The sequence below is a fragment of the Micromonospora sp. NPDC048986 genome (assembly GCF_040649335.1).
Lineage (GTDB): Bacteria > Actinomycetota > Actinomycetes > Mycobacteriales > Micromonosporaceae > Micromonospora > Micromonospora alfalfae.
In genome coordinates this window covers 25779-39006 of record NZ_JBEZFJ010000019.1, presented here as the reverse complement: position 1 = coordinate 39006, position 13228 = coordinate 25779, and the positions used below count along the sequence as shown (strand labels likewise).

The following is a 13228-nucleotide window of genomic DNA, read 5'->3' as shown; positions in this document are numbered from 1 at the left end:
GCCGGCGTCACTCCACCCAGTCGAGGGTGCGCTGCACCGCCTTGCGCCACTGGCGCAGCTCCTGATCGCGTAGCTCCGGTGCCATCGTCGACTCCCACTGCGCGTCGGAGCGCCACTGGGCACGCAGGGTGGCCAGGTCCGGCCAGAAGCCGACCGCCAGACCGGCCGCGTACGCCGCGCCCAGGCAGGTGGTCTCGGTGATCCGGGAGCGGACCACCGGCACGTCGAGCACATCGGCGAGGAACTGCATGAGCAGGCCGTTGGCGGTCATCCCGCCGTCCACCCGGAGACGGCGCAGCGCCACGTCCGAGTCGGCGTCCATCGCGTCGACCACCTCGCGGGTCTGCCACGCCGACGCCTCCAGCACCGCCCGCGCCAGGTGCCCCTTGGTGATGTAGCCGGTCAACCCGGCGATCACCCCGCGGGCGTCGCTGCGCCAGTGCGGGGCGAACAGCCCCGAGAACGCCGGCACCACGTAGCAGCCGCCGTTGTCGTCGACGGTTCGGGCCAACTCCTCCACCTCGGCGGCCGCGGAGATCAACCCGAGGTTGTCGCGCAACCACTGCACCAGCGAGCCGGTGACCGCGATGGCGCCTTCGAGGGCGTACGCCGGCGGTTGGTCCTTGATCCGGTAGGCGACGGTGGTGAGCAGGCCGTGCGTCGACGGGACAGCTGTGGCGCCGGTGTTGAGCAGCAGGAAGCTGCCGGTGCCGTAGGTGCACTTCGCCTCACCCGGCTGGAAGCAGGTCTGCCCGAACAGGGCGGCCTGCTGGTCGCCGAGCGCACTCGCCACCGGCACTCCGGCGAGCACCCCGCCGGCCGTGCCGTACACCTCGGCGGAGCAGCGGATCTCCGGCAGCATGGCCGCCGGGACACCCATCGCGTCCAGCAGCTCCGGGGCCCAGTTCAGGCTCGTGAGGTCCATCAGCATGGTCCGGCTGGCGTTCGTCACATCGGTGACGTGCTCGCCGGTCAGCTTCCAGATCAGCCAGCTGTCCATGGTGCCGAAGAGCACCTCGCCGCGCTCGGCGCGCTCGCGTAGGCCGTCGACCTCGTCGAGCAGCCAGCGCAGCTTCGGCCCGGCGAAGTAGGTGGCCAGCGGCAGGCCCGTGCGGGCCCGGAACCGCTCCTCGCCGTACGCCGACGCGAGCTCGCGCAGCAGCGGCCCGGTCCGGGTGTCCTGCCAGACGATGGCGTTGGCCACCGGGCGACCGGTGGCCCGGTCCCAGACGACAGTGGTCTCCCGTTGGTTGGTGATGCCGACGGCGGCCAGCCCGGACGCGTCGGTGCCGGCGGCCCGCAGCGCCTCGGCGACCACCTGCTCGACGTTGTCCCAGATCTCCTCGGCGTCGTGCTCCACCCACCCCGGTCGGGGGAAGATCTGCCGGTGCTCACGCTGGGCCACGGCGACGATGTCCCCTGCGGAGTCGAAGACGATGCACCGCGAGGAGGTGGTGCCCTGGTCGATGGCGGCGACGTACTGGGGGGTCACCGCAGCACCGTACCCGGACGGCGGTACGGCGCGACAGGCGTTCACCGCGGGTTCCGGCCCGCCGCCGTCGGCGGCCGTCGACTTCCCCTACGATGTGCGAACGTGCGCGACATCGCAGTTTTCAGTGGAACCGCCCATCCCGACCTGGCTGCCGAGATCTGCGCCCACCTGGGGGTGCCGCTGCACCCGGTGCGGGTCTCCCGGTTCGCGAACGACTGTCTGGAAGTGCAGTTGCAGGCCAACTGCCGGGAGCGGGACGTCTTCCTGATCCAGCCGTTGGTGCCGCCGGTGCAGGAGCACCTGGTCGAGCTGCTGCTGATGATCGACGCCGCCCGGGGCGCCTCCGCCGGTCGGATCACTGTGGTGCTGCCGCACTACGCGTACGCCAGGTCGGACAAGAAGGACGCGCCACGGATCTCGATCGGCGCTCGGCTCGTCGCCGACCTGCTCACCTCGGCCGGGGCGGACCGGGTGCTCGCGATGACCCTGCACTCGCCGCAGGTGCACGGCTTCTTCAGCGTCCCGGTGGATCACCTGCACGCGCTGCGGGAGCTGGCCACCCACTTCCGGCGCTACGACCTCAGCAACACTGTGGTGGTCTCGCCCGACCTGGGCAACGCCAAGGAGGCCGCGGCCTTCGCCCGGCTGCTCGGCACGCCGGTGGCGGCCGGGGCGAAGCAGCGGTTCAGCGACGACCTGGTCAAGATCAGCGCAGTGATCGGCGACGTGACCGACCGGGACGTCATAGTGCTGGACGACGAGATCGCCAAGGGCAGCACCGTGGTCGAGCTGATGGAGCATCTGCGCGGCCTGAAGGTCCGGTCGATCCGGCTCGCCTGCACGCACGGCCTCTTCTCCGGCGACGCGTTGCAGCGGCTCAGCGACCAGGACGGTGTCCTGGAGATCGTCTGCACCAACACGGTGCCCATCCCGGCCGCCAAGCGGGTCCCCAAGTTGCAGGTCCTGTCGGTGGCCCCCGCCCTGGCCGAGGCGACGCGCCGAATCCACAACGGAGAATCCGTCTCCGCCCTTTTCGCCTGACCCGCCCCGCCCTCGCGCGCCCCGCCCCCGCGCGATCTTGCAGTTCGGGTCGCCGGTATGAGCGGTTCTGAACGATTCGTCGGGACAGTAAGTGCAAGATCGCGCAGAAAGGGCGGGGTAGGGCGCGAGGGGGGTTAGCGGGGAGTGTGGTTGCGGGTTGTCAGGCCGGTGGAGATGCGGACTGTGGTGCCGGCGGTGCCGGTGGCGACCTCCATCGCGTCGGTCAGCTCGCGGGCCAGCCAGAGACCCCAGCCGCCGGCGGTGTCCGGGGCGGGCCGACTGCGGTCGCGCAGCCGTTGCGGGCTGATCCCGTGCCCGTGATCGGCGACCTCGCAGACCAGCGCCCCCGACTCGCGCCAGAGCCGCAGCCAGCCACGCCCACCGCCGTGTCGCACCGCGTTGGTGATCAATTCGTTGATCGCGAGCACGAAGTCGTCAAGCCGTTGGCCGCTGAGACCCGAGGCATGCGCGCAGGAGGTGACCGAGTGTCGAATCTCGGTCACCTGGGCCTGGTCAAAGGCTTCGGCGATCAGGAGGGCAGGTTCGATGGGCACAACCGTACGCGGTGCGTGCGGGTCTGCGTTCGTCATGGGCCCGTCCCGGCGGCGCATCTCGGAGTATTTCGCGGCTTTTCCACCGTACGTCAGGGTTTCCCGAACCGCACTCGCTGCTCGCCGTGCGCCGGCCCGGTTGTGGCATCCTGACCGCCATGCCGTCGCCACCGGGTGGGTTCGAGGTGCCGCTGTGGCGTGCGCTCACCGTGTTCAGGCTGGCCTCCCTGGCGTACGTCTGCGCGCTCGCGGTGCGCGACGCCGACCGGTACGCCCACCCGTACGCCGTCGGCGCCCTGATCGTTCTGATGATCGCCTGGACCGGCGCGACAGCGATCGCGTACGCGCGACCGGCCTGGCGGCGCTGGCCGCTGCTGCTGGCTGACCTCGGGGTGGTGGTGGCCATCGTGCTGGCCACCCCGTGGGTGGTCGGCCGGACGGCGCTCACCCACGGCGTACCCACCCTGGGTGTGGCCTGGATGGCCGGCCCGGTGCTGGCCTGGGCCGTCTCCGGTGGCCGGCGGCGGGGCACCGTCGCCGCGTTGCTGGTCGCCGGCGCGGACCTGGCCACCCGGGAGCGGATCGGCCAGTCCTCGTTCACCGGGGTGATCCTGATGCTGCTCGCCGGAGTGGTGGTCGGGCACGTGGCCCGGCTCGCGGTGCGCGCCGAGGAGCGGTTGCAACGCGCGGTGGAGCTGGAGGCCGCCACCCGGGAGCGGGAACGGCTGGCCCGCGACATTCACGACTCGGTGCTCCAGGTGCTGGCGTTGGTGCAGCGGCGCGGCGCCGACCTGCCCGGGGAGGCCGGCGAGCTGGCCCGGCTGGCCGGCGAGCAGGAGGTCGCCCTGCGGGCGCTGATCGCCGGCGCCGGCCCGGCCGCCGCGAGCCTCCCGGACGGCGGCGAGGCGGTGGACCTGCGGACCCTGCTCGGCCGGTACGCCTCGGCGGCGGTGGCGCTCTCCGCCCCGGCCACCCCGGTGCCGCTGCCCCGACGGGTGGCCGGAGAGTTGGCCGCCGCGACCGGCGCGGCCCTCGACAACGTGGGGCGGCACGCCGGCGGACGGGCCTGGGTGCTGATCGAGGACGAGGGGGCGACGGTGACCGTGTCGATCCGCGACGAGGGTCCGGGCATCCCGGACGGCCGGCTGGACGAGGCGGCCGCCCAGGGTCGGCTCGGCGTGACCCAGTCGATCCGGGGCCGGGTGGCCGACGTGGGCGGCACGGTGCGGATCGTGTCCGCCCCCGAGGCGGGCACCGAGATCGAGCTGAGCGTGCCGAGGTGACAGCGGTGGACCCGATCCGGGTGATGGTGGTGGACGACCATCCGATGTGGCGGGAGGGCGTGGCCCGCGACCTGACCGAGGCCGGTTTCCTGGTGGTGGCGACCAGCGGCGAGGGACGACAGGCCATCCGGGTGGCCGCCGCGGCCCGGCCCGACGTCGTCGTCCTCGATCTGCAACTACCCGACATCTCCGGCGTCGAGGTGATCCTTGGGTTGCGCGCGGTGCTGCCCGCCGTACGGGTGCTGATGCTCAGCGCCAGCGGCGAACAGCAGAGCGTGCTGGACGCGGTCAAGGCCGGGGCCACCGGTTACCTGGTGAAGTCGACAGCGCCCGCCGAGTTCCTGGAGGCGGTGCACCGCACCGCGGCCGGCGACGCGGTCTTCACCCCCGGCCTGGCCGGGCTGGTGCTCGGCGAGTACCGCCGGCTGGCCGCCGGACCGGGGCGGGGGCCCGGCCCGGCCGGCGCTGCCGAACCCGCGACGCCCCAGCTCACCGAACGGGAGACGGAGGTGCTGCGGCTGGTGGCGAAGGGGATGTCGTACAAGCAGATCGCCCAGCGGCTCGGCCTGTCGCACCGCACCGTGCAGAACCACGTGCAGAACACCCTGGGCAAGCTGCAACTGCACAACCGGGTCGAGCTGACCCGGTACGCCATCGAGCGCGGTCTGGACGACTGAGCGGGCGTCAGACCGAGCGCGGCGGCTCCGTCTCGTGGATGGCCAGCTCCTCGGCTGTCGCTCCGCCCCCGGCCGATCCGGCGTCGTACGCCACCGAGTCGGTCTCCTGGTCGGTGTGCGACCCCTCGTCCGGTTCCACCAGCCGGCCCACTGTGGCGTCGGCCACGGTGCCGAGCTGACCGTGGTCGTAGAGGGAGACCGGTGAGTTCGGGTCCGAGGTCGGCCCGGGATCCATCACGTCGGCGTCCAGCTGAGCCTCCGCCGCGGCCTCCAGGTTGTCCGCCTCGAAGGCGATCTTCGGGTCGATGGTGCCGGCCAGCGGGTCGTCCGCCGGGCGCTCGTAGACCTCGCGGTCGAGCTTGTAGTCCAACGACTCACCGTCGAGCTGCTCCTCGGCGGTCGTGCCGAACCGGTCCACCGCCACCGGCGTCCGATCGCCGGGCAGTTGGGCCGGGTCCGGGCCGTCCGCCTCGCGCCCGGTGAGGACGTCGTCGTTGGCGGTCGAGTCGTCATCGGCGGTGTCGGGCAGCCCTTGCGCCTCGGTGTCGGACACGGGGGTCGGGAACTCGTTGTCGCGCATGTCTGATCACTACCCGCTGCCCTGCCGCCGTAACCGGGCGGCCTCCCGCGGTACGCCGCCGAACCGGTCGTCGATGGCGAAAGCCCCGTCAGGCGGCCTCGTCGTCGGGGTGCAGCACACACCAGACGACCTTGCCGTCCGGTACGGCGCTGCTGCCCCAGCGGCGGGTCACCGTGTCGATCAGCAGCAGGCCCCGGCCGCCGGCACGGTTCGGCGGGGAGATCCCGGCGAAGGTCGGCTGACGCGGGGAGTGGTCGCGAACCGCCAGGTGCAGGGTGGTCTCCTGAGGCGCCAGCCGAACCGTCATCGGGGTCCGGGCGTGGGCCACCACGTTGTTGACCATCTCGGTGATCGCGATGCACGCCGGGTCGGTGAGCGTCGGCATCCCCCAGCGCTCGCAACCGGTGGTGACCAGCTCGCGCGCCTGGCGGGCGGCTCCCACCGCCGGAGCCAGTTCGGCGGTGAGCACCGCCGCCAGTGGTGTCGCCGCCACAGCGGCCAGCGCCCCGTCGAGCGTCGGCCAGGCCGGCACCCCGGCGAGCGCGGCGTCCAGATGGGCGGGGCCGTCGACCGCCGGGTCACACAGCAGCAGGTCCGCTGCGGGCCAGTCGGCGACCTCCCGACGTACGTCGGCGAAGACGCCGCGCCCGACCCTGTCGACCACCCGCAGGCCGGTCACGTCGGCCACCACCGGGCCGGGCCGGGCCAGCAGGCGGGCGAGCAGCGCGCCGCGTACCGCCTCGGCACCAGCGGCATCGAGCACACCGGTCAGCCGAACCACCGCTGACGACTCGTCGATTTCCACGAGACAGCTCGACATGATCGCCCCATTGTGCGCGCCGGTGACGGTCAGCGCATTCGGGCGCTCGACATCGGCCATCAGCGATCCGACCGGGAGCGGCGGTTGATGGCCGCCAGGGTGCCGACGGCGGTGCCGGCGGCGGCCAGACCGAACGCGGCGGTCATCCGTACCAACTGTCGCCGCCGACCGTTCCAGCCACCGTCCTGGCGCGCCTGGGCATCGCTGTGGAACACGTTGCCGCTGCTGTCCACCCTGGCGCCCGGACCGAACTGGGTGCGGTGGGCGTACCAACCGAGGGTGCGCTCCACCAGTGCGGGCGCCAGCCGCCACTGTAGGCCGATCAGCCGGGCCGCGCCGCCGGCGTACGCCTCGCGGCGGGGCCGGCGCAGCAGCCGGACGATGGTCTCGGCGACCACCTCCGGCGGGTAGATCGGAGGGGGCGGCACCAGTTCCCGGCCGCTGTGGTTGCCGGTGTGCCGGAAGAACGGGGTGTCGATGGTGGCCGGTAGCACCGTGCAGACGGAGATGTGACCGCGACCGGTGACCCGTAGCTCCTGTCGGACGGTGTCGGCCAGCCCGCGGATGCCGTGCTTGGTCGCGTTGTACGCCGACTGGTACGGCATTGCCACCTCGGCCAGCACCGAGGCGTTGTTGACAAGCACCCCGCCACCGGCGGCACCAAGGTAGGGCAGGGCCGCCTTGATGCCGTGCACCGCCCCGAGCAGGTTGACCTCCAGCACCCGGCGGAACTCGGCGACCGGGATCTCGTCGAACAGCCCCACGGCGCTCACCGCGGCGTTGTTCACCCAGGCGTCGATCCGGCCGAACTCGGCCGCCGCCTGATCGGCCAGCCGCCGCACCGACTCCAACTCGGTGACGTCGGTCGGTACGACGAGCGCCCGGCCGCCCAACTCCCGGCAGCGCTGCGCGACCTGCAGCAGGGCGGGCTCGCTGCGGGCGGCCAGCACGACGGCGGCTCCCCGGCGGGCCAGTGCGTACGCGGTAGCCGTGCCGATCCCGCTGGACGCGCCGGTGATCACCACGGTCGAATCGTCGAGACTGCGGGTCAGCGGCATTCCTGAGCGGTACCCCCGGCCGGGCCTGGTCACACCGACGACGGCTTGTCGATCATCAACGAACCGCGGTGTCGTGCGCCGCGTGTGCTTGCCGTGGCGCAAGTGTCGGTGGCACTCGCGGGGACTCTTCCTGATCTGCCAGGTTTCGGCTCAGCGTCGCGGGGTTAATGGGACGCTCTGACCGGGAGGACCACCGCCGAGGAAAGATCGCAGGGAGGTGACCCATGCGCGTCGGCCTCGTCTGCGCGCACGCCAGTTCCTACCGCCACGCCGACGGCCCGCCGGTCGGCACCCGACAGCACACCGCGCGGGTCGCCGCCGAGCTGGCCGAGCGCGGCCATGACGTCCGGCTCTACGTGCGCCGGGACGACCCGACGCTGCCGGCGACGATGAACGTCGACGGCTACCAGGTGCACCAGGTGCCCGCCGGCCCGCCCACCCCACTACCCACCGTCGAGCTGATCCCGTACGTGACGGAGGTCGGCCGCTGGCTGGCCGACGAGTGGTCGGGTGCCTGGCGGCCCGAGGTGGTGCACGGGCACTACTGGGTCGGTGGCCTCGCCGCCGCGCACGCCGTTCGGGAGACCGACATCCCGGTGGTGCAGACGTTCCACTCGCTCGGCATCGAGCAACTGCGTCACCTGGGTGGCCACTACGACGGGCCGGGCCAGCGGATCACGCTGGAGCGGGCATTGACCCGGGCGGTCGACATCGCCGTGGCCCAGTCCAACGACGAGGTCGACGAGCTGACCCGGATGGGTCTGCAACGCAGCTCGGTCGCGTTGGTGCCGGCCGGCGTCGACATCGACCTGTTCCACCCCGACGGCGAGGCGGCACCCCGCGAACAGCGGCCCCGCATCCTCTCGGTGGGCTCGCTGGCCGCCGGGCACGGCCAGGAGGACCTGATCCGGGCGATGCGGCTGGTCGGTGACGCCGAGCTGGTGATCGCCGGTGGGCCGCCGGTCGACCAGTTGGCCAACCACACCGAGGCGCGACGGCTGCGGGAGCTGGCCGAACAGCTCGGCGTCGTCGACCAGGTACGGCTCGTCGGAGCGGTGCCGCACGACCAGATGGCCACCTGGTACCGGTCGGCGGACGTGGTCGCCTGCACGCCGCACTACTCCTCGGCCGGGCGGGTCTCGCTGGAGGCGATGGCCTGCGGGGTGCCGGTGATCGGCTACGCGATGGGTGGCCTGGCGGACGCCGTCGTCGACGAGGTCACCGGCCGCCTGGTGCCCCCCGGTGACGTACGGGCACTCGGAGTGTCGATGCGCCGGCTGCTCGCCGACAACGCCGGCCGGTTCGCGTACGGGCACGCCGCCGTGGACCGGGTGCGCAGCAGCTACACCTGGGAGCGGACCGCCGGCGCGTTGGAGCGCCTCTACGAACGGGTGGTGAGCCGCCGCAAGCCGGTCGAGGCCTGAGTCGGCGCTACGACGACACCTCTGAGTGCCGTGGTGCGGTGCCGGGTGGTCAGCCCGGCCGACCGGCACCGACCATGGCGGGGTCCCGACGGCGTGCCACCGAACGGTGTTGCTGCGGTTCGGCGTACCGGGTCAGGCCGATCACCGCGGCCAGGGTCACCAGGAAACCGACAGCGGCCAGCCACTCCCGCCCCGGCCAGATCTTGTCGTTGAGCAGCAGCAGGCCGACGATCGCGGCCGGCACCGCTCCGGCGGCGTCCATCGCGGCGACCGCAGCGGTCGTTGAGCCACGCTGCATGGCCAGCCCGAGCAGCAGCTGACCCACTATCGAGTGGGCGATCAACAGGTAGAACAGCGGGTCGCCGAGGAACGCCTCGGCGGACGGCGCGGATGCCAGTGGCCGGGCGGCGACAGCGGCCGAGCTGAACGCCAGCCCGGCCAGTGAGCCGAGGGCCACCGAACCCGGTGCCCCGTGCAGCCGGACGGCGAAGAAACCGAGCACCGCTATCACGCCCAGCGCCACCAGCAGGGCGATCGAACCGGCGGTGCCGAGCTGCTTCGACGGCGCCGGCCGGGCGGACAGCACCAACGCGGTGATCCCCGCGAAGAGCAGCGCCAGCAGCACCACCTCGGCCGCCGGCAGCCGCCACTTCAGCACCAGCACCCCGAGGATGGCGGTCACCCCGAGCCCGGCGGCCACGCTGGCCTGCACGAGGAACAGCGGCAGGTCCCGCCGGGCCAGGAAGGCGAGCACGAAACCGCCGATCTGACAGCCGAGACCGACCAGGTACGTCCGGTGCCCGGCGAGGCGCAGCAGCAGGCCCGGATCGAAGGTGTGGTGGACGGTGGTGCGGGCCGCCGCCACCGACTGGAGCAGGTTGGCGAAGCCGTACGCGACGATCATCGCCGCGAGGAAGCACCAACCGGAGGAGACCACCTGGCGAGGATAGAGGTTGCCGGGGGTCAGCGCTCGGCTGGTCGATTGAGGCGGGCGAGGATGTCGGCGTGCAGCACACCGTTGGTGGCCACCACGCTGCTGTCGGTGCCCGGAGCGCCGGCGGGGGCTGGTTGTCCGGCCAGATCCGTGACCGTGCCACCCGCCTCCGTGATGATCGGCACCAGCGCCGCCACATCCCACACTGACAACTCCGGCTCGACCATCACGTCCAGTGCCCCCTCGGCCAACAGCATGTAGCCGTAGAAGTCGCCGTACGCCCGGTTGCGCCAGCTGTCGCGCATCAGGTCGAGCACCGCGTCGAGCCGCCCGGCTTCCTCCCAGCCGTTCAGGGACGAGTAGCAGAAGCTGGCATCCGCGACCCCACGCACCGCCGACACGCCGATCCGCTCGCCGGCCGCGGGGCCCGGCCCGGCGTACGCGCCCGCGCCCGCGCTGGCCCACCAGCGTCGTCCGAGCGCTGGTGCGGACACCACGCCGACCGCCGGCCGGTCGCCGTCGTAGAGCGCGATCAGGGTGGCCCAGATCGGCACGCCACGGACGAAGTTCTTGGTGCCGTCGATCGGATCGATGATCCACCGGCGGCCGTTCGGGTGGACAGGCGACTGCGCGCCGTACTCCTCACCGAGCAGCCCGTCCGCCGGTCGGTGCTCGGCCAGCAGGGCGCGGATCTCCCGCTCCACAGCGGTGTCCGCGTCGGAGACCGGGGTCAGGTCGGGCTTCGCCTCGACGCGCAGGTCGAGTGCGCGGAACCGGGCCGTGGCGATGGCGTCGGCCCGGTCGGCGAGCAGGTGGGCGAGGGAGAGGTCGTCGGCGTACCCGGTCATGCCGGCAACCTAGCCCACGCCCGTCGGGTCACTCGTCCGGGCCGCGCCGGTCACCCTCGCCCGGACCGCGCTGGTCGCTGTCGCCGCGCGAGTCACCCTCGCCGGCCCGCGAGGCGAGCAACCGACGGTACGAGGCCAGCCGGCGCGGGTCGGCCTTACCGGCGGCCACCCAGGCGTCCAGCCCACACTCGGCCTCGTCGGCGGTGTGGGGGCAGTTCGGTGGGCAGTCGACGGTGCCCTCGACCAGATCCGGAAAGCCGTGCAGCAGGCTGTCGGCCGAGACGTGCGCCAACCCGAAGCTGCGGATCCCGGGGGTGTCGATGATCCAGCCCGGGTCGGTGTCGATCCCGGGCACCGGTGGCAGTCGCAGCGCCACCGCGCTGGTCGAGGTGTGCCGGCCCCGGCCGATCGCGCTGACCACGCCGACAGCGCGCAGCGCGTCCGGAACGAGGCGGTTGACGAGCGTCGACTTGCCCACCCCGGAGTGCCCGACCAGCACCGACACCTTGCCGCTCAGCAGCGCACGGAGCGCGTCGAGGTCGGAGTCGGGGCGGTTGAGCACGTAGGGCAGCTCCAGCTCGGTGTAGTAGCCGAGCACCTCCTCCGGCCCGGCCAGATCGGCCTTCGTGAGGCAGAGCAGCGGCTCGACGTCCGCGTCGTACGCGGCCACCAGGCAGCGGTCGATGAACCCGGTGCGCGGCGGTGGATCGGCCAACGCGCTCACGATCACCAACTGGTCCGCGTTGGCCACCACGACCCGTTCCAGCCGACCCTCGGCGGTGGTCTCGTCGTCGTCGGCTGTGCGGCGCAGCACCGAGCGGCGTTCCGCGATCCGGACGATGCGGGCGAGAGCGCCCTCCACGCCGGACGTGTCACCGACCAGGCTGACCCGGTCACCGACCACCACCGACTTGCGGCCCAACTCGCGGGCCCGCATGGCGGTGACGGTGGGCAGCTCGGCGCCGACCACGCCGCGTTCGGCCCCGGAGAGCACACAGGTGTAGCGCCCCCTGTCGACGGCGATGACGAACCCGTCGACGGCGTCGGCGTGCTGCGGGCGGGTGCGCGTACGTGGTCGCGACGACTTCCCGGGCCGGACCCGCACGTCGTCCTCGTCGTACTCCCGCCGTTTGATCGCCAGGACCTGTCCTCTTCTCGCGTCAGCTCTTGGTGAGCGTCCGGACGCTCACTTTCCGGTCACCATCGCTGACCATAGTGCCGGGAACTCGGGCATGGTCTTGGAGGTACACCCCACGTCGTCCACCTCGATGCCCGGAACGGCGAGCCCGGCCACCGCTGCGGCGTGCGCCATCCGGTGGTCGTGGTAGGTGCGGAAGACGCCGCCGCGCAGCGGTCGGGGCCGGATCTCCAGCCCGTCCGGCGCTTCGGTGATGTCCGCCCCGAGGGCGGTGAACTCGCGCGCCAGCGCGGCGAGCCGGTCGGTCTCGTGGCCGCGGATGTGCCCGACGCCGGTGAACACCGACGGCGAGTCGGCCAGCATGGCCAGCGCGGTCAGCGCCGGGGTCAGCTCGCTGACGTCGGAGAGGTCGGCGGTCAGGCCGTGCACCACGCCGGTGCCACGGACGGTCAGCCCGGTGGTGGAGAGGGTGACCTCGCCGCCCATCCGCTGTAGCAACGAGCGGAGTTGCTCGACCGGTTGGGCGCTGCTGTGCGGCCAGCCCTGCAAGGTCACCTCACCGCCGGTGACCAGGGCGGCGGCGAAGAACGGCACCGCGCCGGACAGGTCCGGCTCGATCTCCCAGCCGCGCCCGGTGAGCGGGCCGGGCTCGACGGTCCACACGTCGGGGGTGCTGTCGTCGACGGCCGCGCCGGCGGCTCGCAGCATCCGCACTGTCATCCGCAGGTGCGGCGCGGAGGGGACCGGGGGGCCGACGTGCCGCACCACGACGCCCCTGTCGAAGCGCGGGGCGGCCAGCAACAACGCGGAGACGAACTGGCTGGACACGGACGCGTCGAGCACCACCTCGCCGCCGGTGACCCCACCGGTGCCGAGCACTGTCAGCGGCAGGCTGCCGGTGCCGGTGACGTCGATCCGGACGCCCAGCGAACGCAGCGCGCCGACCAGCGGGCCGAGTGGGCGGGTGCGCACGTAGGGGTCACCGTCGAAGGTGACCTGCCCGTCGGCCAGGCCCGCCACGGGTGGCACGAACCGCATCACGGTGCCGGCCAGCCCGACGTCGACGTGGGCGGGGCCGGCCAGCGGGTGCGGTCGGACCAGCCAGCGCTCGTCGTCGCTGATCGAGACGTGCGCGCCCATCGCCCGCAGGCCGGCGGCCATCAACTCGGTGTCGCGGGCGCGCAGTGGCCGGGCCAGCGTCGACGGGCCGGCGGCCAGTGCGCTGAGCACCAGGGCCCGGGCGGTCATCGATTTGGAACCGGGCAGGCGCAGCGTTGCCGCCACCGGGTCGGATGCGGTCGGTGCGGTCCACGGCTGCGGCGGCCGGGTCGCGGTCAGGTTGCCCACCGTTACATTCTGCCGTGTCGGCGGGCGGGTGGCGT

Annotated in this window: 13 protein-coding genes; 4 read left to right on the top strand and 9 right to left on the bottom strand. The window is 72.8% G+C overall.

Features of this window, described 5'->3' with window-relative positions:
- Positions 1 to 7: 7 nt before the first annotated feature.
- Positions 8 to 1492, bottom strand: coding sequence for a glycerol kinase GlpK (gene glpK / locus AB0B94_RS29910; RefSeq protein ID WP_357288065.1), 1485 nt, complete (start codon positions 1490 to 1492; stop codon positions 8 to 10).
- Positions 1493 to 1594: 102 nt separating this feature from the next.
- On the opposite strand from glpK, the gene AB0B94_RS29905 reads away from it, so the two are divergent.
- Positions 1595 to 2533, top strand: a complete 939-nt coding sequence (locus AB0B94_RS29905; protein WP_091406120.1) for a ribose-phosphate pyrophosphokinase — start codon at positions 1595 to 1597, stop codon at positions 2531 to 2533.
- A 134-nt stretch (positions 2534 to 2667) separates the two neighbouring features.
- On the opposite strand, the gene AB0B94_RS29900 is transcribed toward AB0B94_RS29905, so the two are convergent.
- The gene (locus AB0B94_RS29900) at positions 2668 to 3123 is read right to left on the bottom strand and encodes an ATP-binding protein (RefSeq protein WP_357288062.1); all 456 of its coding nucleotides are present in this window, start codon (positions 3121 to 3123) and stop codon (positions 2668 to 2670) included.
- Positions 3124 to 3242: 119 nt separating this feature from the next.
- On the opposite strand from AB0B94_RS29900, the gene AB0B94_RS29895 reads away from it, so the two are divergent.
- Both AB0B94_RS29895 and AB0B94_RS29890 read left to right on the top strand, forming a co-directional pair.
- Positions 3243 to 4367 (top strand): DUF5931 domain-containing protein, encoded by a 1125-nt coding sequence (locus AB0B94_RS29895; protein WP_357288059.1) that lies wholly within the window; start codon positions 3243 to 3245, stop codon positions 4365 to 4367.
- 23 nt (positions 4368 to 4390) lie between these two features.
- Positions 4391 to 5044 carry a response regulator transcription factor gene (locus AB0B94_RS29890; protein ID WP_357288271.1) on the top strand — a complete coding sequence of 218 codons (654 nt, stop codon included), beginning with the start codon at positions 4391 to 4393 and terminating at the stop codon, positions 5042 to 5044.
- 7 nt (positions 5045 to 5051) lie between these two features.
- Here the strand turns inward: AB0B94_RS29890 and AB0B94_RS29885 are convergent, their stop codons facing one another.
- From AB0B94_RS29885 to AB0B94_RS29875, 3 genes are all read right to left on the bottom strand, one after another.
- Complete coding sequence (locus tag AB0B94_RS29885) at positions 5052 to 5624, bottom strand: DUF5709 domain-containing protein (RefSeq protein WP_357288056.1); 573 nt, start codon at positions 5622 to 5624, stop codon at positions 5052 to 5054.
- Positions 5625 to 5712: 88 nt separating this feature from the next.
- Positions 5713 to 6504 carry an ATP-binding protein gene (locus tag AB0B94_RS29880; protein ID WP_357288053.1) on the bottom strand — a complete coding sequence of 264 codons (792 nt, stop codon included), beginning with the start codon at positions 6502 to 6504 and terminating at the stop codon, positions 5713 to 5715.
- Positions 6504 to 7502 (bottom strand): SDR family oxidoreductase, encoded by a 999-nt coding sequence (locus AB0B94_RS29875; RefSeq protein WP_357288050.1) that lies wholly within the window; start codon positions 7500 to 7502, stop codon positions 6504 to 6506. Before AB0B94_RS29875 ends, AB0B94_RS29880 begins: the two co-directional genes overlap by 1 nt.
- Positions 7503 to 7726: 224 nt before the next feature.
- Between AB0B94_RS29875 and AB0B94_RS29870 the strand changes: the two genes are divergently transcribed.
- Complete coding sequence (locus AB0B94_RS29870) at positions 7727 to 8926, top strand: glycosyltransferase (RefSeq protein WP_357288047.1); 1200 nt, start codon at positions 7727 to 7729, stop codon at positions 8924 to 8926.
- Positions 8927 to 8975: 49 nt separating this feature from the next.
- On the opposite strand, the gene AB0B94_RS29865 is transcribed toward AB0B94_RS29870, so the two are convergent.
- The 4 genes from AB0B94_RS29865 to aroA form a co-directional block, all read right to left on the bottom strand.
- Positions 8976 to 9830 carry a hypothetical protein gene (locus tag AB0B94_RS29865; protein ID WP_357288268.1) on the bottom strand — a complete coding sequence of 285 codons (855 nt, stop codon included), beginning with the start codon at positions 9828 to 9830 and terminating at the stop codon, positions 8976 to 8978.
- A gap of 59 nt (positions 9831 to 9889) precedes the next feature.
- Complete coding sequence (gene hisN / locus AB0B94_RS29860; protein WP_357288044.1) at positions 9890 to 10708, bottom strand: histidinol-phosphatase; 819 nt, start codon at positions 10706 to 10708, stop codon at positions 9890 to 9892.
- 28 nt (positions 10709 to 10736) lie between these two features.
- Positions 10737 to 11813, bottom strand: coding sequence for a ribosome small subunit-dependent GTPase A (rsgA, locus tag AB0B94_RS29855; protein WP_357288038.1), 1077 nt, complete (start codon positions 11811 to 11813; stop codon positions 10737 to 10739).
- 81 nt (positions 11814 to 11894) lie between these two features.
- A complete protein-coding gene (gene aroA, locus AB0B94_RS29850) occupies positions 11895 to 13193 on the bottom strand; it encodes a 3-phosphoshikimate 1-carboxyvinyltransferase (RefSeq protein ID WP_357288034.1) in 1299 nt (432 codons plus the stop codon).
- Positions 13194 to 13228 lie beyond the last annotated feature (35 nt).

Bases quoted from the DNA above. Each gene is read 5' to 3' on its own strand.
- AB0B94_RS29900 (WP_357288062.1), bottom strand. From the start codon at position 3,123: ATGACGAACGCAGACCCGCACGCACCGCGTACGGTTGTGCCCATCGAA.
- AB0B94_RS29895 (WP_357288059.1), top strand. From the start codon at position 3,243: ATGCCGTCGCCACCGGGTGGGTTCGAGGTGCCGCTGTGGCGTGCGCTC.
- AB0B94_RS29890 (WP_357288271.1), top strand. From the start codon at position 4,391: ATGGTGGTGGACGACCATCCGATGTGGCGGGAGGGCGTGGCCCGCGAC.
- AB0B94_RS29885 (WP_357288056.1), bottom strand. From the start codon at position 5,624: ATGCGCGACAACGAGTTCCCGACCCCCGTGTCCGACACCGAGGCGCAA.
- AB0B94_RS29880 (WP_357288053.1), bottom strand. From the start codon at position 6,504: ATGGCCGATGTCGAGCGCCCGAATGCGCTGACCGTCACCGGCGCGCAC.
- AB0B94_RS29875 (WP_357288050.1), bottom strand. From the start codon at position 7,502: ATGCCGCTGACCCGCAGTCTCGACGATTCGACCGTGGTGATCACCGGC.
- AB0B94_RS29870 (WP_357288047.1), top strand. From the start codon at position 7,727: ATGCGCGTCGGCCTCGTCTGCGCGCACGCCAGTTCCTACCGCCACGCC.
- AB0B94_RS29865 (WP_357288268.1), bottom strand. From the start codon at position 9,830: ATGATCGTCGCGTACGGCTTCGCCAACCTGCTCCAGTCGGTGGCGGCG.
- hisN (WP_357288044.1), bottom strand. From the start codon at position 10,708: ATGACCGGGTACGCCGACGACCTCTCCCTCGCCCACCTGCTCGCCGAC.